Origin of the sequence: Haemophilus seminalis (assembly GCF_006384255.1) — a bacterium.
Taxonomy (GTDB): domain Bacteria; phylum Pseudomonadota; class Gammaproteobacteria; order Enterobacterales; family Pasteurellaceae; genus Haemophilus; species Haemophilus seminalis.
The window spans coordinates 146,972-172,348 of the sequence record NZ_VCED01000001.1; the positions used below are offsets into that span (position 1 = coordinate 146,972).

Genomic DNA, 25,377 nt, shown 5'->3' on the forward strand with positions numbered 1-25,377 from the left:
AGATAAAATAATATGAACGACGAACAGCAAAATTTAAACCAATCTGAAAATACGAAAAAACCTTTTTTTCAATCTTTATTTGGTCGCTTTTTTCAAGGTGAACTAAAGAATCGTGACGAACTTGTGGAAGTAATTCGCGATTCAGAACAAAACGATTTAATTGATCAAAATACGCGTGAAATGATTGAAGGCGTGATGGAAATCGCGGAGCTTCGTGTTCGCGATATTATGATTCCTCGTTCACAAATTATTTTTATTGAAGATCAACAAGATTTAAATACTTGTTTAAACACAATTATTGAATCCGCTCATTCTCGTTTTCCTGTGATTGCCGATGCAGATGATCGCGATAATATCGTAGGTATTTTACATGCGAAAGATTTATTGAAATTTTTACGTGAAGATGCCGAAGAGTTTAATTTATCTTCATTATTACGCCCCGTCGTGATTGTGCCAGAAAGCAAAAGAGTGGATCGTATGTTGAAAGATTTCCGCTCTGAGCGTTTCCATATGGCTATTGTGGTGGACGAATTTGGTGCGGTATCTGGCCTTGTTACCATTGAAGATATATTGGAACAAATTGTTGGCGATATTGAAGATGAATTTGATGAAGAAGAAGTAGTGGATATTCGTCAGCTTTCTCGTCATACTTATGCTGTGCGTGCACTCACAGATATTGATGATTTCAATGCGCAATTTAATACTGATTTTGATGATGAAGAAGTGGATACCATTGGTGGGCTGATTATGCAAACTTTTGGTTATTTACCAAAACGTGGTGAAGAAATTACGTTGAAAAATCTTCAATTTAAAGTTACCTCGGCAGATAGTCGCCGATTGATTCAACTTCGAGTCACAGTGCCTGATGAACATTTGGCAGAAATGGATGATGTGGAAGAAAAAGTCGAATAGCATTTTATCATCCTCAATGATGGCGCGCGTTTTCTAACATGTGCTTTTTCTTTACTTGAAATGGGATTTCAACACAAAAGACGCTCGTCAGGGCGTGCAAAATATAATTGAATTTATGAATAAATATTTTACTTATCTTATTGCGCTTATATCTGGTTTAGTCGGTGTTTTTGCCTTTTCGCCATTTGATTATTGGCCTTTAGCCTATGTTTCTTTACTCGGTTTACTTTATGTCGCTAAAAATCCTAAAAAATCCACCGCACTTTTAGCGACGTTTTTGTGGTCGATGGGATTTTTCTGCTTTGGGGTAAGTTGGCTTAATGTCAGTATTCACCAATTTGGTGGCGCGTCTTTAGGTGTGAGTTATTTCCTTGTCGGTTTACTTGCGGCTTATCTTGCGTTATACCCGATGTTCTTTACCTATTTGGTTCAGCGTTTCAACGTTCAAAGTGCGGTAATTTTTGCCGTGATTTGGACATTGACAGAATTTTTACGAGGTTGGATTTTTACCGGTTTTCCTTGGCTTCAGTTTGGTTATACACAAATTGACAGTCCATTTTATGGCATCGCCCCGATTTTTGGGGTAACAGGATTGACGTTCTTTACCGTTTGGGCAAGTGCGGTAATTTTTAATTTTGTTTTATCTTTATTTAAAACGAAAAATCTTAAATTAGTCTTGGCGAACGTTTTGTTATTGATCATCGTGGGGGGATTAAGTGCTTATTCATCCCGAATTCACTTTGTAAAACCTGTTGAAGATAAGGCAATTTCAGTCACGCTTGCTCAAGGCAATATTGAACAAAATCTCAAATGGGATCCGGCTTATTTTTATTCTACTTTGGAGATTTATCAAAAATTAATCGCAGAAAATCTTGGTAAAACAGATTTAATTATTTTGCCTGAATCCGCATTGCCAACTCTTGAAAATGCGATTACTCCATTTTTTGAAGCGTTAGATCGTGCTGCTAAAGAAACGAAAACGGAGATAATGGTTGGAACGGTATTCCAAGATACGAGATCTGGTAAATTGCTTAATTCTATTATGACTGCTGGAAACCCAGACTTTCCTTATCAGCCAGATACGCAAAATCGTTATAGTAAGCATCATCTCGTGCCTTTCGGTGAATATGTTCCGCTAGAAAGTATTTTGCGACCACTTAATTCCGTGTTTAATTTGCCGATGTCTGCATTTCAAAGCGGGGACGCGATTCAGCCATCTTTAATGGCAAAAAAACGTGCTTTTTCGCCAGCAATTTGCTATGAGATTATTTTTGGCGAACAAGTTCGGCAAAACTTGAAACAAGATACGGATTATTTGCTCACAATTTCTAATGATGCCTGGTTTGGTGATTCGATTGGGCCTTGGCAACATTTACAGATGGCAAGAATGCGCGCTTTAGAATTGGGTAAACCGCTTATTCGTGCAACGAATACGGGGATTTCAGTCTTTGTTGATGCACAAGGTAAGGTGTTAGCGCAGGCACCGCAGTTTATTGAAACAACGTTGACACATAAAATTGCACCTGCGGAAGGTAAAACGCCTTATTCTGTGTTGGGAAATATGCCTTTATATGCTTTATCATTGTTGTTTTTAGTATTACACGGCATGATGGCGTTTGTTCGTCGTAAGATGAACCTTTCACAAAAACGCTAGTCAAAACGACCGCACTTTTTATTTATAAACGAGATTTTAATGAATCAAAATCTAATTGAAGTTAAGAATCTCACCTTTAAACGCGGTGATCGCGTGATTTACGATGACCTGAATTTGCAAGTAAAAAAGGGAAAAATCACTGCGATCATGGGGCCGTCGGGGATTGGTAAAACCACCTTGCTTAAATTAATAGGTGGACAACTAATGCCAGAGCAAGGTGAAATTTTGTTTGATGGACAAGATATTTGTCGTCTATCTAATCGTGAACTGTACGAAGTACGCAAGCGGATGGGGATGTTATTCCAATCAGGTGCGCTTTTTACGGATATTTCTACTTTTGATAATGTCGCCTTTCCAATTCGTGAACATACGCATTTACCTGAAAGTTTAATTCGTCAAATCGTATTGATGAAATTAGAGGCGGTTGGGTTGCGAGGCGCTGCCGCATTGATGCCTTCAGAACTTTCTGGTGGTATGGCTCGTCGAGCTGCATTAGCACGCGCTATTGCGCTTGACCCTGATTTAATTATGTTTGATGAGCCATTTACTGGGCAAGATCCAATCAGTATGGGCGTCATTTTGAGCCTGATTAAACGATTAAATGAAGCGTTAAATTTGACTTCTATCGTGGTGTCTCACGATGTTGAGGAAGTATTGAGTATTGCAGATTATGCCTATATTATTGCAGACCAAAAAGTTATCGCAGAAGGAACATCTGAGCAGCTTTTACAAAGCCAAGATCCGAGAGTGGTGCAATTCTTAAAAGGCGAATCTGATGGTCCTGTGCGCTTTAAGTACCCAGCGCAAGATTATGTGAAGGAATTGTTTGAATGATCGTCAATTTTATTTCTGCTTTAGGAAAACAGGTGATCGACTTTTTCCGTGCATTAGGGCGAGCAGGTTTTATGTTATTTGGCGCATTGATCGGCAAGCCACAAATTCGTAAGCATTTTCCTTTGCTTGTGAAGCAAATGCATGTTTTAGGTGTTCAATCGTTACTCATTATTTTGTTGTCCGGTTTATTTATTGGAATGGTATTAGGACTACAAGGTTATGTCGTGTTAGTCGATTTTTCTGCTGAAACAAGTTTAGGTCAGCTTGTGGCGCTTTCTCTTTTGCGAGAATTAGGCCCTGTTGTTACCGCACTTTTATTTGCTGGTCGAGCAGGTTCTGCATTGACGGCTGAAATAGGCTTAATGAAAGCCACTGAACAACTTTCTAGTCTTGAAATGATGGCTGTTGATCCTTTACGTCGAGTGATTGCACCTCGTTTTTGGGCAGGAGTTATTTCCATGCCAATTTTGTCAATCTTGTTTATCGCTGTTGGTATTTGGGGCGGTTCCTTAGTAGGTGTGGATTGGAAAGGTGTTGATTCGGGTAGCTTTTGGTCTGTGATGCAAAATTCCGTGAGTTGGAGCTATGATATTTTAAATGGCTTTATTAAAGCGGTTTTCTTTGCTGTGGCTGTAACTTGGATTGCGCTTTTTAATGGTTATGATTGTATGCCAACATCAGAAGGGATCAGCCAAGCTACAACGCGAACAGTTGTTCATGCATCTCTTGTTGTTCTAGGATTAGATTTTATTTTGACTGCTATTATGTTTGGAGCAGGTTAAGGATTTTTTTATGAGACAAACAATTAAATATGAATTTTGGGTTGGATTATTTTTACTACTTGGTATTGGCGCCTTAGTTTTTTTAGGTTTACGCGTAGCCAACGTACAAGGTTTTGGTGAGGCGAAATCTTATACTGTGACGGCAACTTTTGATAATATTGGTGGACTAAAAGTGCGTGCACCATTAAAAGTTGGCGGAGTGGTTATTGGGCGTGTGAGCGGTATTACGCTTGATGAAAAAAGCTATTTGCCAAAAGTCAGTATTGCAATTAACCAGGAATATAATGAAATCCCAGAAAACAGTTCTTTATCAATTAAGACATCAGGCTTATTGGGTGAGCAATATATTGCATTGACAATGGGATTTGATGATGGTGAATCGGCTATGCTTAAAGAGGGTAGCCAAATTCAAGATACAAAATCTGCGATGGTGTTGGAGGATTTAATCGGCCAATTCCTTTACGGCGATAAAAAATCTGATGGTAACAGTGAAAAGACTGAGCCTACAGTACAATAACAACTAACATTTATTTAGGAGATTTATGATGAAATTTTTCCAAGTGAAAAAATGGTTTGCAATTTTAACCTTAGTATTTACCGCACTTTTTGCTGCTGGTACTGCTATGGCTGAAACAAGTCCTTATGTATTAATGCAACAAGCGTCAGATAAATTGTTTTCTGATATTCAGGCAAATCAAAGCCAGATTAAAAAGAACCCAAATTATCTACGTACTATCGTTCGTAATGATTTACTGCCTTATATTCAAGTCAATTATGCAGGTTCTTTAGTTTTAGGTTCTCATTTCAAATCTACTACACCTGAACAACGTGAAAAATTCTTTAAAGCTTTTGGTGATTTTATTGAACAAGCTTATGCACAAGTATTAACGGCATATTCAAATCAACAAATCCAAATTGAGCCAGAAAAAGCATTAGGTGATAAAAACTTAGTAAATATTCGTGTGAATATTATTCAAACCAATGGTGCAGCACCAATTAAATTAGATTTTAAATGGCGTAAGAATGGTAAAACGGGTGAATGGTTAGCTTATGACATGGTTGCTGAGGGCGTGAGTATGGTTGTAACAAAACAACAAGAATGGAGTAGTATCTTACGTCAACAGGGTATTGATGCATTAACGGCTCAAGTACAAAAATCAGCCGCTCAACCTGTAACATTCAGCAAATAATTTTGTTGCCATGTTAAATTGGGATTTAAAGAAAAATGATGATAAGATAGCGCTCCTTTTGTCAGGGGAGCTATCTCGCAACACGTTGTTGCCTATGTGGCAGCAACGTGACGTTTTTTTATCTGCTAATGCGTTGGATAAAACAGTTGTTGAATGGGATTTGTCTGGTATTCAACATATTGATTCAGCCGGTTTTGCAGCGCTTTGTGATTTTTTAAGAGAGTGTCAAATGCTTAACAAAACAGTTCGATTAGTTTATCCACCAAAACAATTATTAACCCTTGCAGATCTTGTTGGTTTGTCTGATTGGATCGCAAATTTTACAGATATTAATTAAACGGAAATTTTATGGAACTTCAAGAAATTGAACGAATTTTAAAAGATGCGCTAAACGTAGAAGAGGTTTATGCTCAAGGTGAAAATGCGCATTTTGGCGTGATTGTAGTGAGTGATGAAATTGCTGCACTGTCTCGCGTAAAACAACAACAAACAATTTATGCTCCGTTAATGGCTTATTTTACCACTGGCGAAATTCACGCGTTAACAATTAAAACTTATACCACTGAAAAGTGGAAACGTGATCGTGCATTAAACCAACTTAATTAAGGATTCAAAAATGGAAAAATTTCGTGTTTATGGGCAATCTCGTTTAAGTGGAACCGTGAATATTTCAGGTGCCAAAAATGCAGCACTTCCAATTCTTTTTGCCGCTATTTTGGCAACAGAACCAGTTAAACTCACGAATGTTCCTGCGCTTAAAGATATTGAAACCACTTTGAAAATTTTACGTAAATTAGGCGTGGTTGTAGATCGTGATGAAACTGGTGCAGTTTTATTAGATGCATCGAATATCGATCATTTCACCGCCCCTTATGAATTGGTTAAAACCATGCGTGCTTCAATTTGGGCATTGGCGCCTTTAGTTGCTCGTTTTCATCAAGGACAAGTATCGTTACCTGGTGGTTGCTCTATCGGTGCTCGTCCAGTTGATCTCCATATTAGCGGTTTAGAAAAATTAGGCGCGGACATCGTTCTTGAAGAAGGATATGTAAAAGCACAAGTATTAGATCGTCTTGTGGGAACTCGCATTGTAATGGAAAAAGTGAGCGTAGGTGCAACTTTATCTATTATGATGGCAGCAACGCTTTCGAAAGGCACCACCGTGATTGAAAACGCGGCTCGTGAGCCTGAAATTGTAGATACCGCTGACTTTCTCAATAAAATGGGCGCGAAAATATCTGGTGCAGGTTCTGATCACATTACGATTGAAGGTGTTGAACGTTTAACTGGTTGTGAGCATAGTGTCGTGCCAGATCGTATTGAAACAGGTACATTCTTAATTGCCGCAGCAATTTCGGGCGGTCGTGTTGTTTGTCAAAATACTAAAGCTGATACTTTAGATGCAGTGATCGATAAACTTCGTGAAGCTGGTGCTCAAGTTGATGTGACTGAGAATAGCATTACTTTAGATATGTTTGGTAATCGCCCTAAAGCAGTGAATATTCGTACTGCGCCACATCCGGGTTTTCCTACTGATATGCAGGCTCAATTCACCTTATTAAATATGGTGGCAGAGGGCACGAGTATTATTACCGAAACGATTTTTGAAAATCGTTTTATGCATATTCCTGAATTAATTCGCATGGGCGGAAAAGCTGAAATTGAAGGGAATACTGCCGTATGTCATGGTGTTGAACAGTTGTCTGGTGCAGAAGTGATGGCGACAGATTTACGCGCATCAATCAGTTTGGTTCTTGCAGGTTGTATCGCAACAGGTGAAACAGTTGTGGATCGCATTTATCACATTGATCGTGGTTATGAACATATAGAAGAAAAACTTCGTTGTTTAGGTGCTAGAATTGAACGTTTCTCTGGATAGAGAGAAGTTTAATAAAATAAACTAACTATTAGATTTATTTAATATAGGGGCTAATTCCGAGTTTTTCAGAAATTAGCCCTCTGTTTATCAGTAATTATTACTTTTTAAAAAACTTAAACTCTGTCCATTGATAATATCGCTCACCTGCTTTTTGAATTCCGCCGTAATTTTGCCATTCAGGATGATTAGGTGTGTCGGGTAAACATTGAGTTTCTAGTGCTACGCCAGAAAAATCAGCATATAATTCGCCATTTCTCGTTGGTGTACCTGCAAGATAATTACCCGTATAAACCTGCAATGCAGCTTGCGAGGTTCTTACTTCTAAACTTAAATCATCAGTTGGAGAAGTCAGTAACACACAAGGCTTTTGCCAAGCTTTATTGACAATAAAGGAATGATCGTAACCTTTTGTTACTTGCTGCTCCCCTTGTAAAAAATCTTGCTTGATGCATTTAGCAATACGGAAGTCAAAACTCGTATTCACTACGTGTTTTAATGGAGAATTAGGAATCCCCTCATTATCTACAGGCAGATAAAAATCAGCATTTAAACGTAATGTATGTTCACGTACGTCACTGCCTTGCTCTGCATTTTCTAAATTGAAATAGGCATGATTCGTTAAGTTCAATGCGGTATCCTTATCACACATCCCTGCATATTCAATTTTTACGCTATTATCATCTGTTAGCGTATAGGTTACAGACACATCCACATTACCTGGAAAACCTTGATCACCATCCACCGAATGTAATGAAAAACACACAAAATTCTCACCGCACTCTTGAATTTTCCACCGACGTTTATCAAAGCCCTCTCCACCATGAAGCTGATGTTTACCTTGATTACTTTTCAATTGAATGAGTTCACCATTTAATTCAAATTGTGCATTTGCAATACGATTTGCATAACGTCCTACACTTGCACCTAAATAGCTTTGATGAGTGGGATAATCTTCTACCTTACACCCCAATAAAACCTCGCGTGAAGTGCCATTTACTGGCACTTTACAAGAAAGCCAAGTTGCCCCCCAATCCATAAATTGAACACGCATTCCATTTTCATTTTGCAGAGTTATCAGCTGATAAGGTACAGCATCAGGCGCATTAAAAGTAGTTTGTTCTAACATCATTTTCTCTTAAATCACTCGAACACCTTGTGATGCAGTACACACATAAAAAGTTTCTTTTAAACCAGTTGTTTTCTCGTAATTATCCGCAATAATTTTACGAACTGCATCGACTTTATCATGCGGTGCAAGTACGACAATACAACCACCAAAACCACCGCCCGTCATACGCGCACCGCCACTTTTGCCAATAACAAGTTGAGCCAATTCAACTAAATAATCAATTTGTGGCACGGTGATTTCAAAATCATCACGCATTGAATTATGAGATTCCCCCATTAACTCACCTAAATGGGTTAAATCATTCTTCTTCAATGCTTCCACGGCATCGAGTACTCGTTGATTTTCAGTTACGACATGACGGGCACGTTTTGCTGCTAACGGAGAAAGTGCGGTCAATTCCGCTTCTCTTTTTCGGAATTGTTCAACTGAAACATCACGTAATGCTTTTACTCCAAAAAATTTTGCCGCCTCTTCACATTGCTGACGGCGAGTATTGTATTCACCCGTTACCAAATCGTGCGGTACATTTGAATTCACAATAATCACGGCGACATCTTGTGGCACGGGGGTTGGAGTGGTTTCAAGACTACGACAATCAATCATCAATAAGTGATTTTCCTGGCCAAGTGCAGAAATTAACTGATCCATATTGCCACAATTAGCACCAACAAATTGGTTTTCCGCTTTTTGCCCATTCAATGCAATATCTGTGTGAGAAAGTGGTAAATCGCCAAGTTGTTGGCAGAATTTACCCACCGCAACTTCTAACGCTGCCGATGAACTTAATCCAGAAGAAAGAGGCACATTTCCAGAAATCACTAAATTTGCACCTTGTTGAAAGTGCGGGTAACGTTCTTGGATAAATTTTACAACCCCACGCACGTAATTAGCCCATTTGTGTTCACTCTTAGGAATTTCAACATTGAGAGAAAATTCATCAGTTTCATCAAGATCCGCCGCATAAACATTCCAAATATGATCATCTCGTTTTGTACCAGAAACGGCCGTACCAAAATTAATCGCACAAGGCATAACAAAGCCGTCGTTGTAGTCAGTATGTTCACCGATAATATTTACTCGGCCAGGCGCATAGATGGTAATTTCTGGCAAATTTTTATGTTGTTTATTGAAAATTTGTTGAGCATTTTGGATTGGGGTCATATTTCTATCCTTTATATTAAATCTGTACTCGATCTACCCCCCTTCTTTTGTAAAGAGGGAGACTGGCTATATTATTTAGTTATTTCTTTATAATGAACTTCACTCAAAGCACGTAATCGCTCTGCAGCCCGTTCTGCCGTTAAATCGCGTTGGCTTTCGCCTAACATTTCATATCCCACCATAAATTTACGCACGGTTGCTGAGCGTAAAAGAGGAGGATAAAAATGAGCATGTAGCTGCCAATGTTCGTTTTCTTCGCCATTAAATGGTGCGGCATGAAATCCCATTGAATATGGGAAAGAAGTCTCAAATAGATTGTCGTATTTGGTCGTCAATTTTTTCAAAATAACCGCAAGATCTTTTGAGTGTTCGTTACTTAATTCAGTTAAACGTTTTACATGAGTTTTTGGTAAAAGCAATGTTTCAAATGGCCAAACAGCCCAATAAGGCACTAAAGCTACCCAATGTTCAGTTTCAACGACAATACGTTCTTTTAACTCCAGTTCTCGTTTTACATAATCAACTAGCATTACTGAACCATGTTTTAATAAATAATCGCGTTGTGTGCGATCTTCACGAGCGACTTCATTTGGCAAGAAACTATTCGCCCAAATTTGGCCATGTGGATGAGGGTTAGAACACCCCATTGCCGCCCCTTTGTTTTCAAAAATTTGCACCCATTGGTATTTTGCACCAAGCTCACGAAGTTGTTCTTGCCATACTTTAATCACTTCTTCAATCTCAAGTGCGGTCAATAATGGCAATGTTTTACTATGATCTGGAGAGAAACAAATAACGCGACTTTCGCCACGAGCTTGAGAACTCTGGAAAAGTGGCTCGGAGGATTTTTCAGGGGCTGGCGTATCTTCTAAAAGCGCGGAAAAATCATTTTTAAACACATAAGGTTTACGATAATCTGGATTTAATTCACCTGTAATACGCTTATTACTCGGGCAAAGATAACAAGTTGGATCATAACTTGGTTTTTGTTCTTCATTCACTTTTTCTTGTTGCCCTTGCCATGGACGTTTAGCACGATGTGGTGATACCAAAACCCATTGATCAATTAACGGATTATAGCGACGATGTGGATGCTCGGTTGGTTCAAAAACATCACTCATAATGGGCTCCCTTTCTAAATTGTAAACGATTACACAAAATACTGCGCATAAGATAGCAAATTCACAAAAATAAACCGTGATCAGTATCACATAATGGGAAAATCTCTGAAAGTTTTTTGTGATCTCGGTTACAAATCAGAAAGTAACCGCTTTCAATTTTATCTAGAAAGAACATAATAAGAAACGTGATTTCATTATGGAGAGCATTCTATGAGCACCATTCATGATGTAGCCGAATTAGCCCATGTATCTATTGCTACTGTTTCTCGTGTTGTAAATCAGCATCCCTCAGTGAGTGAAGATACTCGCCTTGCCGTAAAACAAGCAATTGAGCAACTTAATTATCAGCCGAATGCAAATGCTAAAGCCCTTGCAATACAAAACACCGATACTATTGGTGTGGTTGTTACCGATGTAACAGACTCGTTTTTTGCTATTTTAGTGAAAGCCGTAGATAAAGTCGCAGAAGCACACCGTAAAACAATCTTGATTGGCATTGGCTATCACCATGCAGAGAAGGAACGTGAAGCTATTGATACTTTACTTCGCAAGCGTTGTAGTTGTTTAGTTGTACATTCGAAAGCGTTATCTGACGATGAACTTAGCCATTATTTGAAAACAGTACCAGGAATGGTGATTATCAACCGAGTGATTCAAGGCTATGAAAATCGTTGCGTAAGTTTAGATAATAAAAAGGGAACCTACTTAGCAACAGAAATGCTTATCCGTTGTGGTCATAAACATATCGCATATATAGGATCTAACCATGCAATTTTTGATGAAATTGAGCGTCGAGATGGTTATCTTACTGCATTAAAAGATCACAATTATCCAATTATTGAGCATGCCATAACGCACAATTCACCAGACTTCGAAGGTGGTGAAAAAGCAATGATTGATTTGCTTAGTTATAACAAAGATCTCACTGCGGTCGTAGCTTATAACGATTCAATGGCTGCGGGAGCCATTTCCGTTCTCAATGAAAACAATATTAGTGTACCAAGCCAATTTTCAATCATTGGTTTTGACGATATGCCAATTGCTCGTTATTTAATTCCTAAATTGACGACAATCCGCTATCCTATTGATTTAATGGCAACTTATGCGGCCAACCTTGCATTAAGCCTTGTCGATAATGAGGTGAGAACGCCATCAACAATTCAGTTTAACCCAACATTAGTACGTCGTTTTTCTGTGGAATCTATCTAAATTAGAAGGTGAACGAACTCATAAAATGTGATAGCGATCACAAATTCAAATTTTTAATGTAATCGTTTTCATTTATGTGAGTTTGATCACAGATTCCAAGCAGATTATTCGCTAATATGGCATCAGTTGCAGAATGTAATGCAATATTTATCTCTAACATCAACATTCCAAAATAGGAGCGTTATTATGAAAAAAACAGCAGTATTAAGTGCGGTTGCTTTGGCTATCGGTTTAGGTGCAGCATCTTCTAGCTTCGCAGCAAGTAACAAAATTGGTGTAACCATTTACAAATACGATGACAACTTCATGTCTTTAATGCGTAAAGAAATCGACAAAGAAGCTAAAGCACTTGGTGGCATTAACTTATTAATGAATGACTCCCAAAATGCACAATCAATTCAAAATGACCAAGTTGATGTATTACTTTCCAAAGGTGTGAAAGCTCTTGCAATTAACTTAGTTGACCCAGCTGCAGCGCCAACCATTATTAGCAAAGCAAAACCAGATAACATTCCTGTTGTGTTCTTTAATAAAGACCCAGGTGCAAAAGCTATCGGTTCTTATGAACACGCTTACTATGTAGGTACTGATCCAAAAGAATCTGGCTTAATTCAAGGGGATTTAATTGCAAAACAATGGAAAGCGAATCCAGCTCTAGACTTAAATAAAGATGGCAAAATCCAATTCGTATTATTAAAAGGTGAACCAGGTCACCCAGATGCTGAAGCACGTACAAAATTCGTAGTTGAAGAACTTAATGCAAAAGGTATCCAAACTGAACAATTATTTATTGATACCGGTATGTGGGATGCTGCAATGGCGAAAGATAAAGTAGATGCTTGGTTATCTAGCTCTAAAGCGAACGACATTGAAGTAATTATTTCTAACAACGATGGTATGGCATTAGGCGCATTAGAAGCAACCAAAGCACATGGTAAAAAACTCCCTATCTTCGGTGTGGACGCATTACCAGAAGCATTGCAACTCATCAAAAAAGGTGAACTTGCAGGTACTGTGTTAAACGATGGTGTGAACCAAGGTAAAGCAGTTGTTCAATTATCTAACAACTTAGCACAAGGCAAAGCAGCAACTGAAGGCACAAAATGGGAATTAAAAGATCGTGTTGTACGTATCCCTTATGTTGGTGTAGATAAAGACAACTTAGGCGACTTCTTAAAATAATTTCTCATCAATTTTTGTTGTAATCTAAGGGGAAGTTACCCTTCCCCTTTTTAACGAGGTTGGATATGACATCTCAAACTCAAAGCCAAGACAGCCAAGTGCTGCTCACAATGACCAATGTCTGCAAGTCCTTTCCTGGCGTAAAAGCCTTAGATAACGCAAACTTAACGGTTCGATCACATTCTGTTCATGCTTTAATGGGTGAGAACGGCGCGGGCAAATCTACATTATTAAAATGCTTATTTGGCATTTATGCCAAAGATGAAGGCGAAATCCTTTTCTTAGGCCAACCCGTCAATTTTAAAACATCTAAAGAAGCCCTTGAGAATGGTATTTCAATGGTGCACCAAGAACTCAACCTAGTGCGCCAAACTAGCGTAATGGATAACTTGTGGCTTGGACGCTATCCACTGAAAGGACCTTTTGTCGATCACGCCAAAATGTACCGTGATACTAAAGCGATTTTTGATGAATTGGATATTGATGTAGATCCTAAAGAAAAGGTCGCCAAACTTTCAGTTTCTCAAATGCAGATGATCGAAATTGCGAAGGCGTTCTCGTATAACGCTAAAATCGTAATCATGGATGAACCAACATCCTCGCTTTCTGAAAAAGAAGTTGAGCATCTGTTTAAAATTATCGACAAATTAAAACAACGCGGTTGCGGAATTATTTATATTTCTCACAAAATGGATGAAATCTTCAAAATCTGTGATGAAATTACTATTTTACGCGACGGTAAATGGATCAACACGGTAAACGTGAAAGAATCCAGCATGGAACAAATTGTCGGAATGATGGTAGGTCGTGAATTAACACAGCGTTTCCCTGAAAAAACAAACACGCCAAAAGAAGTAATTTTACAGGTGGAAAATCTTACCGCTAAAAATCAACCATCCATTCAAGGCGTATCTTTTGAATTACGAAAAGGTGAAATTCTCGGTATTGCAGGCCTTGTGGGGGCTAAACGTACTGATATCGTTGAAGCTATTTTTGGCGTACGTGAATTAACCGAAGGAACTATCAAGTTACACGGAAAAACCGTGAAAAATCATACCGCACTTGAAGCGATTAATAATGGCTTTGCATTGGTAACTGAAGAGCGTCGTTCAACAGGTATTTACTCTAATTTAAGCATTGAATTTAACTCATTGATTTCAAATATGAAATCTTATCTCACCCCATGGAAATTACTTAGCACGAAGAAAATGAAAAGTGATACTCAGTGGGTGATTGATTCAATGAATGTTAAAACACCATCACATAGAACAACAATTGGTTCTCTTTCCGGCGGTAACCAACAAAAGGTCATTATTGGTCGTTGGCTTTTAACTCAACCTGAAATTCTGATGCTTGATGAGCCGACTCGTGGTATCGACATTGGAGCAAAATTTGAAATTTACCAACTCATTCAAGAGCTCGCTAAAAAAGATAAAGGCATTATTATGATTTCATCAGAAATGCCTGAATTACTAGGTGTAACTGACCGTATTTTAGTGATGAGTAACGGTAAATTGGCGGGTATTGTAGAAACTGCAAAAACTTCACAAGAAGAAATTTTGCAACTCGCTGCGAAATATTTATAACAAAAGGAACAGATTATGAGTGCCTTACAAAAAAACAAATCCTTTGATTTCTTAAAGCAAAATGCCATTTATTTTGTGCTATTGATTTTGCTCGGTATTATTATTGCGCAAGATCCAACATTCTTAAATTTGATGAACTTTAGTAATATTTTAACTCAATCTTCAGTTCGTTTAATTATTGCACTTGGGGTTGCTGGTTTATTAATTACACAAGGAACGGACTTATCTGCTGGTCGTCAAGTAGGTTTGGCTGCAGTTATCTCTGCAACTATGTTGCAATCAATGGAAAATATGAACCGCGTATTTCCTGAAATGGGTGAAATTCCAATTCCTGTTGTTATTCTTGCCGTTTGTGCTGTGGGAGCAATTATTGGTTTAATAAATGGATTGGTTATTGCTTACTTAAATGTAACACCGTTTATTGCAACTATGGGAACCATGATTATCGTATATGGTTTCAACTCACTATACTATGATGCGGTAGGTGGATCGCCAATCGCTGGTTTTAGTGAAAATTTCTCAACATTTGCTCAAGGCTTTTTCCGAATTGGGAGTTTCAAGCTTTCTTATATCACTATTTATGCTGCAATTGCTTCATTTTTGGTGTGGATAATGTGGAACAAAACCCGTTTTGGTAAAAATATCTTTGCTATTGGGGGAAATCCGGAAGCAGCAAAAGTTTCAGGCGTGAATGTTGCACGTAATTTAGTTGTGATTTATATGATCGCCGGTGTGTTTTATGCCTTTGGTGGTATGCTCGAAGCGGGCCGTATTGGTTCTGCAACTAACAACTTAGGTTTTATGTATGAATTAGATGCGATTGCCGCTTGCGTAGTGGGTGGCGTATCCTTCGCGGGTGGTGTAGGAACAGTAATTGGTGTCATCACTGGCGTTATCATCTTTACAGTTATCAACTACGGTTTAACTTACATCGGTGTAAACCCTTACTGGCAATACATCATTAAAGGTAGCATTATTATTTTAGCGGTAGCGATTGACTCATTAAAATATGCGAAGAAGAAATAATTATTCTAGATAAAAAGAGTAGAGAAAATAACCGCACTTTGTAAAGTGCGGTTATTTTTTATATAAATTTTAAAGGTAGGTAGAATTCTGAAAGAGAATATTTCTTAGTAACTATGTTGAAATCAATTATTAAGTATTTATAGTCTATATAAATAAAAAGCGACTTATTTTTACATAAGTCGCTTTTGGGAAGGCCTAATTAATGTTTAGGTCTGAAGAAAATCATTGTAAAGATTTGCCAGAAGAAGGCTAGTGCACCGAAGATGAATACCACATCACCGCCTAGACGTACCCAACGTAAGGTATCGAATAATGGCTGTTGCATAAATTCTTCACTACGTGCATACCATAAGCCTTCTGAGATACTTGCATATCCTTGGATAACGCCGATAGGTAGTAAGCTTGATACGATCATCAGTACTAAACCGCCGTTTAATAACCAGAAGCCCCATTTCATTAACTTATCGTTAAATGGTGTATCTGGACGTAAATAACGAGCAATTAAGAAGACGAAACCTAATGCCAAGAAGCCATACACACCGAATAATGCCGCGTGAGCATGAACAGCAGTCGTGTTCAATCCTTGAACATAGTAGAGTGAAATTGGAGGGTTGATTAAGAAACCAAATACGCCAGCACCTAACATATTCCAGAATGCGACGGCTACGAAGCAGTAAAGAGGCCATTTTAAGCGTTCCATCCAAGGTGCTTTTTGTTTCATTGCCCAGTGTTCCCACGCTTCGTGACCTAATAATACTAAAGGTACCACCTCAAGTGCAGAGAATGATGCACCTACAGCAATAATTGGAGTGGTTGCACCCGCGAAGTATAAGTGGTGGAAAGTGCCAGGGATACCACCGATTAAGAACAACGCTGCTTCAGTAATGGTTGCCACAGTCGCAGTACGACGTGAAACTAAACCTAAACTTACGAAGATGAATGAGAGTGCCGCTACAGAGAATACTTCGAAGAAGCCTTCTACCCATAGGTGAACTACCCACCAACGCCAGTATTCCATCACAGAAATGTGAGTGTGCTCGCCATAGAATAATGCTGGGCCATAGAATAAACCGATCGCAATGACGGAAGCGAAGAACAATGCTAATAAGTTTTTATCACCAGGTTGTTTGAATGCGTTCACTGTGCCGCGAAGCATTAAGACTAACCAGAATAAGATACCTGCGAATTTCACTGCTTGCCAGAAACGACCTAAGTCAATGAACTCATAGCCTTGGTGACCGAACATGAAGCTCCATTCTTCAGGAAGAATATGCGCAATTGCTAAATAGCTACCGGTGAATGAACCGACGACTAATACCACTAATGCCCAGAATAAAACATCCACGCCCAATTTTTGGAACTTCGGATCTTTACCGCCATTGATGATCGGTGCCAGGAATAAACCGCCAGCTAAGAATGCCATCGCAATCCAGAATAATGCCGCTTGAATATGCCATGTACGCACCAATGAATAAGGTAAGTATTGAGAAATATCAATACCATAGAATTCTTGACCTTCAACGGTATAGTGAGCAACAATCGCCCCTAAGTTCACTTGCAGTAAGAATAATGCAAGCACAGTGAAGAGGTATTTACCTAACGAACGTTGAGAAGGGGTAAGTTGTAATTTTGTAAGTGGATCGAACTCAGGTGTTGCTGGTTCTTTTTCATCTTCACGTTTTTTGAATGACCAAATCCATACCACGAAACCAATACCGGCAATGAGGAATACCACACTTGCAATAGACCAAATGACGTTTTCTGGTGTTGGTACGTTGTTGATTAACGGCTCATGTGGCCAGTTGTTGGTATAACTTGCATGAGTATTTGGACGTTCAGCGGAGGCAGTCCATGCTGTCCAGAAGAAGAATTTAGCTAAGTCTTTACGCGCTTGTAAGTCAGGAAGGGTATTATCCTTCATCGCAAAGTGTTCACGAGTCACTTTAGTTGCAGGATCATCACTATATAAAGAGATGTAGTATTGTGCAGTTTTTTCCATTGCTGCTAAACGGGTGTTAGAAAGCACAACGGTACCGTTTTCAACTTTACTACCGCGATATTCTTTGGTTAAACGCGCTTTTAATAAAGTTTGTTGTTCATCATTTAAATCAGCGAAGTTTTTACCAAATTCTTGATTCGCTGTAATGTCCAACCAGTTAGTTAGTTCACGGTGAAGCCAATCCGCTGTCCAGTCTGGTGCTTGATATGCGCCATGCCCCCAAACTGACCCCACTTGCATACCGCCAGTAGTTTGCCAAGCGGTTTGACCATGTAAAATATCATCGTGCGTAATCATTTTTTCGCCAGATTCAGAAACATATTGTTGCGGAATTGGCGGTGCTTCACGATAAACTTCGAACCCGTAGTAGCCTAAAATTGAGAATGACCCAATCAATACGGCGACTAATAGGTACCAGAACTTTTTATACTGTCCCATTTTATCACTCCTAGGTTATTGAAAAATTAACTTCCTATTTAAAATCATAGGTAAATATTTTACACAAAGTAAAATACCTGACTAATTATATCGGGTATTGTGGCGCTAAAATAATACCCAAAACAAAGTAATTGACTAAATTAGTAGGTTATTTTGATTTGGGATCAAAAAAAGTATGATTAAAAAATGATTTAACACACTTAAATGTTTAGTAATCAGATGCTTATTCAAATTAAAATTGGAGTGATTGGCGGGATTAAAATTGGTTTGTGTAATTCTAATACAAAGAGCGGTGAAATATCACCGCTCTTTTATCTTTAAAGTTAATTAACGTTCATTCCAACGTTTAATAGACTCACGAATCACTTCTTTCGCTTCTTCTACATCGCCCCAATGTGTTACTTTCGTTGAGCCTGGTTTCTTAAGCGCTTTATAGTTATTAAAATGGAACTCAATTTGTTTAATTAAGTTCGCAGGTAAATCAGCTAATGAGTTGTACGCATTGCCTGTATCACGATCATCTGCTGGAACACAAACGATTTTGTCATCCACTTCGCCATCATCAACAAACTTCATGACACCAATTACTTTAGCCTCAAGGAATACACCTGTTGCTAATGGTTGACGAGTGATTAATAATACATCTAACTCATCGCCATCTTCATCTAAAGTTTGTGGAATGAAACCGTAGTTAGTTGGTTTTGCAAAAATTGCTGGCTCAACACGATCTAATTGGAATGCCGCAACTTTACGGTTCCATTCGATTTTATGGCAGCTACCTTCGGGAATTTCATTTACTACATTGATAATGCCAGCATCTACATCGCCTGGCGTTAAAATTTGATTAAAATCAGCCATTTTGTTTCCTTCATTTTATCAAGTTAAAAAACGCGACAAGTATAGCAGTTTTTCTGCTGACTAGCAGTCTCATTTGTAGAGAAAATCAGCAAATAGATTATTTCATAACTATTCATAATTTTGACCGCACTTTATCCTAAACAAAACTTACGCAAACGTTTACTTCTCATTTTTATGATGTAAAATAGCGCACCTCATTCACTTCAATTTTTCACTTAACTTTAAGGAACATTATGCCAACTTTAGAAAAAACATTTGAGCTCAAGCAACGTGGTTCAACTGTTCGTCAAGAAATCATCGCGGGTTTAACCACTTTCTTAGCAATGGTTTATTCTGTAATCGTGGTACCCAATATGCTAGGTGCTGCAGGTTTTCCTGCGGAATCTGTCTTTATTGCCACCTGTTTGGTCGCAGGATTAGGATCTATCTTAATCGGCTTATGGGCAAATGCACCAATGGCAATTGGTTGTGCAATTTCTCTTACAGCTTTCACTGCATTTAGCTTAGTAATTGGTCAAAAGGTCGCCATTCCTGTTGCGCTAGGCGCAGTATTCTTAATGGGGGTTGTGTTTACCTTAATTTCTGCCACAGGTATCCGTGCATGGATCTTACGTAATTTACCATCCAGTATTGCTCACGGAGCAGGCATTGGTATCGGACTCTTTTTACTTTTAATTGCGGCAAACGGCGTTGGTTTAGTCGTCAGCAACCAAGCTGGCTTACCAGTAAAATTAGGCGATTTCACCTCATTCCCAGTCATGATGTCCTTAATTGGTTTGGCGCTCATTATCGGCCTTGAAAAAATGAAAATTAAAGGCGGTATCTTATGGGTAATCATTGCTATTACTATCGTAGGTTTAATTTTTGATCCAAATGTAAAATTTGGCGGAGAGATTTTCAAAATGCCAACCTTTGGTGAAAATTCTCTTTTCTTACAATTAGACTTTATGGGGGCACTACAACCCGCAATCTTGCCTGTGGTATTTGCTTTGGTGATGACTGCTGTATTTGATGCAACGGGCACTATTCGTGCAGTTGCAGGTCAAGCAGACTTACTTGATAAAGACGGTCAAATTATCAATGGCGGTAAATCTTTAACTTCAGATTCAATCAGTAGCTTATTCTCAGGCTTATTAGGTACAGCACCAGCTGCCGTTTATATTGAATCTGCAGCAGGAACAGCAGCAGGCGGTAAAACAGGTATTACTGCAATCGTTGTTGGTGTGTTATTCCTATTAATGCTTTTCTTCCAACCATTAGCTTTCTTAGTGCCTGGATACGCAACAGCTCCAGCATTAATGTATGTTGGTTTATTAATGTTAAGCAATGTAAGCAAATTAGATTTCGATGATTTCGTTGGCGCGATGAGCGGATTAATCTGCGCAGTATTTATCGTACTTACCGCGAACATTGTAACAGGCATTATGTTAGGTTTTGCGGCATTAGTGATTGGAAGAATCGTGAGTGGCGATATTAAACGCTTAAATGTAGGTACTGTGATTATTGCAATCGTACTCGTTGCATTCTATGCAGGCGGTTGGGCATTGTCATAATTAAATAACAAAAGGGAGTATCTCATTTGCTACTCCCTTTGCTTATTGATGTAAATGACAAATATTATATAACTTTACTGATAATTCTTCCGTCTTTAACTTGCGTCGTAATACATTCACCTTTCTTCACATCTTGAGTACTTATTATTGCTTTTCCTTGAGCATTTTCCGCAATGGAATAACCTCTCGCCAATACCTTCAACGGGCTTAAGCCATCCAGTTTTCCACATAACGTTGCCAGTTTATTTTGACGTTCCGTCACTTGGCGATTTACACAAAAATTTAACCGCACTTGTAACTGCTCTAAGCGTTGTTGGTGACGTTGCACTCGATATGGCAATGGATTTTGTTTCAAACGAGAGGAAAGTGCGGTGAATTTTTGTTGTGTATTTTCAAACTGACGCAACATAGCAAGTTGCAAACGATGCGTAAGCTGTTCATTTTTCGCTTGTTGAGCACGTAACTGATTCTGCGGATGCTGATTTTGCAATCGTAAGGTTAGCTGTTTCAAACGCTGGCTTTTTCGCGTAAATAAGCGATCAAATGCCATATCTAAACGTTGCTGTTGATGGCGGAGTTGTTGTAATAATTCATCTTGATTACGGCTAACTAACTCAGCCGCAGCAGAAGGGGTCGGCGCACGAAGATCTGCAACAAAATCGGCAATCGTCACATCTGTCTCATGACCTACCGCACTAATAATGGGTAAGGTTGAACGAAAAATCGCTCGCGCCACTTCTTCTTCATTAAAACACCAAAGATCTTCTAATGAACCTCCACCACGCCCCACAATTAATACATCCACCTCTTGTCGTGCATTGGCAAGTTCAATCATTTGCACAATTTCTGCGCTCGCCTCTTTGCCTTGTACTGCAGTGGGATAAATGACGACTTTTAAACTTGGATCGCGGCGTGCAAAAATATGCAAAATATCTTGCAATGCCGCACCTGTAGAAGAAGTTATAATCCCAACCGCTTTACTAAAGTGCGGTAGATTTTTCTTGAGATTTTGAGCAAACAATCCTTCCGCAGCCAACTTCATTTTTAATGCTTCAAATTGCTGTTGCAACAAACCTTCACCAGCTGGATGCATGGAGTCAACAATAAGCTGATAATCACCACGAGGCTCATATAAACTCACATTGGCACGCACAAGCACTTGCATTCCATTTTGCGGACGAAAAGCTACACGCAAATTTTTCATACGAAACATCGCGCAACGGACCTGTGCATTTTCATCTTTCAGAGTTAAATACCAATGCCCAGACACGGGTTGCGTAAAATTGGAAATTTCACCTGTTAACCAAATTTGGGAAAAATTGCCCTCTAGCATCTGACGCGCAGCAGAATTCAGCTGAGAGACGGAATAAATATTGTCGGACATGTTATTCAATTAACGCCCAACCATCATCAACCCAGTTACAAATTGAATCCAACAGTAAATCCATTGAGGTTTCAGGATCTTCGGTTTCATTCACTAAATTAGATAGAAATGCCCAGTCCAAACTTTCACCATCAGATAAACGTTTCAACACTTCGGTCTCAATCACATTAAGCTCATCTAACCACTCGCCATTAGCATAAATTCGCAGTGGATTTTCGGTGTAAAGCAATTTACAATTGTTGTCCTGAGAAAGGAATGCCCCATCCTCTTCTAAAATTGACCGCACTTCATCAGGATCACACATTTCATCAGAGACTAATAACTCGTAACGACGAGAACTCACCGCACTTGCTACGGCTTGTTTAAACAATGCATCAAAAGCTTCTGAATGAGCCAATTTATCTAATAAAAGCTGTTTCATTGCTTGAATATTTTCATCAGCAAGTTTACCTGTACGTTGTTCAGACTGGCTTAAACGTAGTGGTAAATCAAACTCGCTTAAATTCAAATCAGGATCTTGATGACAAAAACCTTTACTTACGCCATCAATTAAATTGCTTAAATTTGGATAACGCAAGCCAAAAGAAAAGGTTAAACAATCATCTTCAGCCACACCATAATGTGCCATACGGGCTGGAATATAGAGGATGTCGCCCGGATTCATCACTTCATCAATCACCAATTCGCCCATATCATCAAAAATTCGGATTGGTTGATTTGGTTTAAATTCAGTACTTGGATCACACCATTTACCTAATTGCCAACGACGATGGCCATATCCTTGCACCAAGAATACATCATACTCATCATAATGTTTACCAACAGAGCCACCTTTCGGCGCGTAAGACACCATAATATCGTCTCGTTGCCATTGAGGAATAAAGCCAAATTTGTTCCAAAGTTGTCCTAATTCAGTCGACCATTGCTCCAAATTTTGAACTAACACCGACCATTTTTCTGGTAACTTTTGAAAATCCTTGTCGCTCAAAGGGCTAAAAAAAACTTTCCAATCATCATCAGAAAATGTCTTCACTAAACGAGCAGTAACATCTTCATTTTGCGCGAGCTCAATAATATCTTGTGGCTCAAACTGCCCAACAATTTCAGGCAAACCGTTACGAATCACAAGTGGCTTTTTCTGCCAATAATCGCGTAGAAAAATTTCTGGTGTGATATGTTCAGGTAAACAAAAATCAACAGATGAAAGTGCGGTCATTTTTAAGCTCCTTTTTCTTTTTCTTTGTCTTTGGCTGCTGCAGCTTGCTCTGCTGCACGTTTACGGCGAATTTCTTTCGGATCAGCAAGTAATGGACGGTAAATTTCAATACGATCGCCCTCTTTTAATACATCAGTCAATTTAATTGGACGACTGAAAATCCCGATTTTATTTGTGCTCAAATCAATTTCTGGAAATTGGCTTAAAATCCCTGATTGCGTAATCGCAGTTTGCACGGTGATTCCTTCATCAACTTGAAAAGATTTTAAATAATAACGTTCCGGCAAAGCATAAGCGATTTCAATGTTAATCTGATTCATTTTTACTTCTTCATAAAAAAAATTTCCGTTATTATAGCGGAAAAGTGTAGCGAATTTTAGGGGCTGTGGGTAAATAAGGAAAGAATATGAGTTGGGTATTTTTTGCGATAGGTTCTGCATTTTTTGCAGGGCTCACGGCGATCTTAGGCAAGCTTGGTGTAGAAGGGATGAATAGTAATCTTGCCACTTTTATTCGAACTCTTGTCATTTTATTTGTGACGGCAGGTATTCTATCTGCTCGTAACGAGTGGCAATTGCCACAGCATATTGCAGTAAAACCGTTGAGTTTTCTGATTTTATCAGGTATTGCAACTGGGTTGTCTTGGCTTTGTTATTATCGCGCGCTCCAATTTGCTCCTGCCTCTTGGGTTGCACCGATTGATAAATTAAGTGTAGTTATTGCAATTATTCTGGGGGTTGTCATTTTAGGGGAGCCACTCAGCCTAAAATTAATTATCGGTAGTATTTTAATTTTATCAGGCGTACTTGTTTTGGCGCTATAGTAAAAATATGATAAATCAAATCAGTGTTTACGATAAAGAAAATTTCTTTGAGCTTTACCAAAAGCTTCGTTCTAATCCTATTAGTCTAAATGAAGTTGTTGAGAAACCGACAATGCTTTCACTTTTGCCAGACTTACAAGGAAAAAAATTACTTGATCTTGGGTGTGGGGCTGGTGAACATTTAGCACTTTATTTATCAAGAGGCGCTAGACACGTAGTTGGAATCGATCTGTCCGCAAATATGTTAAAGCAAGCTAAAATTGATTTAGAAAAGCGCGGTGAATTTAAAGATTGTTTTTCTCTTTATCAATTACCTATGGAAAAGCTTATTGAATTACCAGAAGATAATTTTGATGTAATTACGAGTTCTTTTGCTTTTCATTATATAAAAGAATTTCCTCAATTGTTGTCTGCAATTTTTAATAAGTTGAAAGCGAATGGTGTACTTGTTTTTTCTCAAGAACATCCTATCACGACCTGCCATAAGACGGGGGAGCGTTGGGAAAAAAATGAGAATAAACAGCAAATTGCTTACCGTTTGAATCATTATCGAGATGAAGGAGAAAGAGAACGGAGTTGGTTTAAGCAGGCTTTTAAGACTTATCATCGTACGACTGCAACGATTATTAATAATTTGATTAAAGTAGGTTTTCAAATTGAGCAAATGGAAGAACCTATGTTAGCAGATCAGGTTCAATGGCATCATGAATTTAAAGATTTACAGCATCGCCCCGTTTTGCTTTTTATCCTTGCTAGGAAGGTTGTGTGATTTTGTGGCTAAAAAGATAAGAAATACCCGCACTTTGATGCGGGTATTATTTTTTAAAGATTGTTTAATTTCATTTTAGCCATTTGTTGTTCTAATTGGCTACCACTTTGTTGTGCTTGCTCAAAGCTTTTTTTGGCCGCAACTTTATCTCCTTTCGCGACTTGGATATCGCCGGTTAAAATTGCTTTACGAGCATTAAAACTTTCACCCTTCACTTGATTTAAGGTAGTTAACGCATTGTCTAATTGACCCAATTGAAATTGCACCGCACTTAGACGTAATGCAACAATAGATATTAATACTTCATCTTGAGATTGGGTTAATGCTTGATTTAAGTTTGCTTCTGCAGCTGCAAAATCTTGTTTCTCAGCCGCTTTTTTCGCTTCATCTAATAAAGCAAATACAGCGTATGCTGTTTTGCTGTTAGCTTGCACAAATTGTTCTATATTGGCTTTTTTAGCTTGTTCATCTTGTTGTGCAGAATAGATTAATGCATCATATTGAGCAGAAGCTTGAGCGATTTGCTCTGCTTGGTGCGCTTGCCAATAACGCCATCCAAACATACCACCAACACCTAAGATAAAAGCGACAATAATTGTTTTGCCATTCTCTTTCCACCAGTCTTTCAACTGGTTAATCTCTTGTTCTTCTTCAATGGAATAAGCCATATTT

At 38.6% G+C, this 25,377-nt stretch carries 25 protein-coding genes; 16 read left to right on the plus strand and 9 right to left on the minus strand.

All coding sequences use genetic code 11. The features are described from left to right. Positions 1-12: 12 nt before the first annotated feature. The 9 genes from corC (at position 13) to murA (ending at position 7,251) form a co-directional block, all read left to right on the plus strand. On the plus strand, positions 13-912 hold the full coding sequence (corC, locus tag FE813_RS00710) for a CNNM family magnesium/cobalt transport protein CorC (RefSeq protein ID WP_139989083.1): 900 nt from the start codon (positions 13-15) through the stop codon (positions 910-912). Between the two features lie 115 nt (positions 913-1,027). Then, positions 1,028-2,566: an apolipoprotein N-acyltransferase gene (gene lnt / locus FE813_RS00715; RefSeq protein ID WP_139989084.1), complete on the plus strand. Its 1,539-nt coding sequence runs from the start codon at positions 1,028-1,030 to the stop codon at positions 2,564-2,566. Positions 2,567-2,605: 39 nt separating this feature from the next. After that, complete coding sequence (gene mlaF, locus FE813_RS00720; protein ID WP_139989085.1) at positions 2,606-3,400, plus strand: phospholipid ABC transporter ATP-binding protein MlaF; 795 nt, start codon at positions 2,606-2,608, stop codon at positions 3,398-3,400. Next, on the plus strand, positions 3,397-4,182 hold the full coding sequence (gene mlaE / locus FE813_RS00725) for a lipid asymmetry maintenance ABC transporter permease subunit MlaE (RefSeq protein ID WP_139989086.1): 786 nt from the start codon (positions 3,397-3,399) through the stop codon (positions 4,180-4,182). The genes mlaF and mlaE overlap by 4 nt, the downstream gene beginning before the upstream one ends. A 10-nt stretch (positions 4,183-4,192) precedes the next feature. Next, complete coding sequence (gene mlaD / locus FE813_RS00730; protein WP_046949632.1) at positions 4,193-4,699, plus strand: outer membrane lipid asymmetry maintenance protein MlaD; 507 nt, start codon at positions 4,193-4,195, stop codon at positions 4,697-4,699. Positions 4,700-4,727: 28 nt separating this feature from the next. Further along, entirely contained in the window at positions 4,728-5,372 is a 645-nt protein-coding gene (mlaC, locus tag FE813_RS00735) for a phospholipid-binding protein MlaC (RefSeq protein ID WP_180978665.1), read from the plus strand. A gap of 10 nt (positions 5,373-5,382) precedes the next feature. Further along, entirely contained in the window at positions 5,383-5,709 is a 327-nt protein-coding gene (locus tag FE813_RS00740; protein WP_048953865.1) for an STAS domain-containing protein, read from the plus strand. Positions 5,710-5,720: 11 nt separating this feature from the next. Next, the gene (locus FE813_RS00745; protein WP_005631356.1) at positions 5,721-5,978 is read left to right on the plus strand and encodes a BolA family protein; all 258 of its coding nucleotides are present in this window, start codon (positions 5,721-5,723) and stop codon (positions 5,976-5,978) included. A gap of 10 nt (positions 5,979-5,988) precedes the next feature. Continuing rightward, positions 5,989-7,251 carry a UDP-N-acetylglucosamine 1-carboxyvinyltransferase gene (murA, locus tag FE813_RS00750; protein ID WP_139989088.1) on the plus strand — a complete coding sequence of 421 codons (1,263 nt, stop codon included), beginning with the start codon at positions 5,989-5,991 and terminating at the stop codon, positions 7,249-7,251. A gap of 97 nt (positions 7,252-7,348) precedes the next feature. Here the strand turns inward: murA and galM are convergent, their stop codons facing one another. From galM to galT, 3 genes are all read right to left on the minus strand, one after another. Next, complete coding sequence (gene galM / locus FE813_RS00755) at positions 7,349-8,377, minus strand: galactose-1-epimerase (protein WP_139989089.1); 1,029 nt, start codon at positions 8,375-8,377, stop codon at positions 7,349-7,351. A 9-nt stretch (positions 8,378-8,386) separates the two neighbouring features. After that, complete coding sequence (gene galK, locus FE813_RS00760) at positions 8,387-9,541, minus strand: galactokinase (protein ID WP_139989090.1); 1,155 nt, start codon at positions 9,539-9,541, stop codon at positions 8,387-8,389. Between the two features lie 71 nt (positions 9,542-9,612). Continuing rightward, positions 9,613-10,662 (minus strand): galactose-1-phosphate uridylyltransferase, encoded by a 1,050-nt coding sequence (galT, locus tag FE813_RS00765; RefSeq protein WP_139989091.1) that lies wholly within the window; start codon positions 10,660-10,662, stop codon positions 9,613-9,615. A 210-nt stretch (positions 10,663-10,872) separates the two neighbouring features. Here galT and FE813_RS00770 point away from each other — a divergent pair, with 210 nt between their 5' ends. From FE813_RS00770 to mglC, 4 genes are all read left to right on the plus strand, one after another. After that, entirely contained in the window at positions 10,873-11,871 is a 999-nt protein-coding gene (locus tag FE813_RS00770) for a substrate-binding domain-containing protein (protein WP_005636818.1), read from the plus strand. Positions 11,872-12,057: 186 nt separating this feature from the next. After that, the gene (mglB, locus tag FE813_RS00775; RefSeq protein ID WP_005628316.1) at positions 12,058-13,053 is read left to right on the plus strand and encodes a galactose/glucose ABC transporter substrate-binding protein MglB; all 996 of its coding nucleotides are present in this window, start codon (positions 12,058-12,060) and stop codon (positions 13,051-13,053) included. 65 nt (positions 13,054-13,118) lie between these two features. Further along, the gene (gene mglA / locus FE813_RS00780; RefSeq protein WP_139989092.1) at positions 13,119-14,639 is read left to right on the plus strand and encodes a galactose/methyl galactoside ABC transporter ATP-binding protein MglA; all 1,521 of its coding nucleotides are present in this window, start codon (positions 13,119-13,121) and stop codon (positions 14,637-14,639) included. Positions 14,640-14,654: 15 nt separating this feature from the next. Next, positions 14,655-15,665 carry a galactose/methyl galactoside ABC transporter permease MglC gene (gene mglC, locus FE813_RS00785; protein WP_048953854.1) on the plus strand — a complete coding sequence of 337 codons (1,011 nt, stop codon included), beginning with the start codon at positions 14,655-14,657 and terminating at the stop codon, positions 15,663-15,665. 199 nt (positions 15,666-15,864) lie between these two features. On the opposite strand, the gene FE813_RS00790 is transcribed toward mglC, so the two are convergent. Continuing rightward, entirely contained in the window at positions 15,865-18,102 is a 2,238-nt protein-coding gene (locus FE813_RS00790) for a nitric-oxide reductase large subunit (protein ID WP_139989093.1), read from the minus strand. Positions 18,103-18,429: 327 nt separating this feature from the next. Further along, the gene (locus FE813_RS00795) at positions 18,430-18,960 is read right to left on the minus strand and encodes an inorganic diphosphatase (protein WP_005630160.1); all 531 of its coding nucleotides are present in this window, start codon (positions 18,958-18,960) and stop codon (positions 18,430-18,432) included. Between the two features lie 233 nt (positions 18,961-19,193). Between FE813_RS00795 and FE813_RS00800 the strand changes: the two genes are divergently transcribed. After that, positions 19,194-20,513 carry an NCS2 family permease gene (locus FE813_RS00800; protein ID WP_139989094.1) on the plus strand — a complete coding sequence of 440 codons (1,320 nt, stop codon included), beginning with the start codon at positions 19,194-19,196 and terminating at the stop codon, positions 20,511-20,513. Positions 20,514-20,577: 64 nt separating this feature from the next. On the opposite strand, the gene xseA is transcribed toward FE813_RS00800, so the two are convergent. From xseA to FE813_RS00815, 3 genes are read right to left on the minus strand one after another with little or no spacing between them, the layout of a single operon-like run. Continuing rightward, positions 20,578-21,897 (minus strand): exodeoxyribonuclease VII large subunit, encoded by a 1,320-nt coding sequence (gene xseA / locus FE813_RS00805; protein ID WP_139989095.1) that lies wholly within the window; start codon positions 21,895-21,897, stop codon positions 20,578-20,580. A gap of 1 nt (position 21,898) precedes the next feature. Next, positions 21,899-23,113 (minus strand): ribosomal protein uL16 3-hydroxylase, encoded by a 1,215-nt coding sequence (locus FE813_RS00810; RefSeq protein WP_139989096.1) that lies wholly within the window; start codon positions 23,111-23,113, stop codon positions 21,899-21,901. A gap of 2 nt (positions 23,114-23,115) precedes the next feature. Next, positions 23,116-23,433, minus strand: coding sequence for an RnfH family protein (locus FE813_RS00815; protein ID WP_139989097.1), 318 nt, complete (start codon positions 23,431-23,433; stop codon positions 23,116-23,118). An 86-nt stretch (positions 23,434-23,519) separates the two neighbouring features. Between FE813_RS00815 and FE813_RS00820 the strand changes: the two genes are divergently transcribed. Together FE813_RS00820 and FE813_RS00825 are read left to right on the plus strand one after the other, a co-directional pair. Further along, positions 23,520-23,936, plus strand: a complete 417-nt coding sequence (locus tag FE813_RS00820) for an EamA family transporter (protein WP_139989098.1) — start codon at positions 23,520-23,522, stop codon at positions 23,934-23,936. A 7-nt stretch (positions 23,937-23,943) separates the two neighbouring features. Then, the gene (locus FE813_RS00825) at positions 23,944-24,705 is read left to right on the plus strand and encodes a class I SAM-dependent methyltransferase (RefSeq protein WP_139989099.1); all 762 of its coding nucleotides are present in this window, start codon (positions 23,944-23,946) and stop codon (positions 24,703-24,705) included. Between the two features lie 53 nt (positions 24,706-24,758). Here the strand turns inward: FE813_RS00825 and FE813_RS00830 are convergent, their stop codons facing one another. After that, entirely contained in the window at positions 24,759-25,373 is a 615-nt protein-coding gene (locus FE813_RS00830; RefSeq protein WP_139989100.1) for a YfgM family protein, read from the minus strand. Between the last annotated feature and the right edge of the window lie 4 nt (positions 25,374-25,377).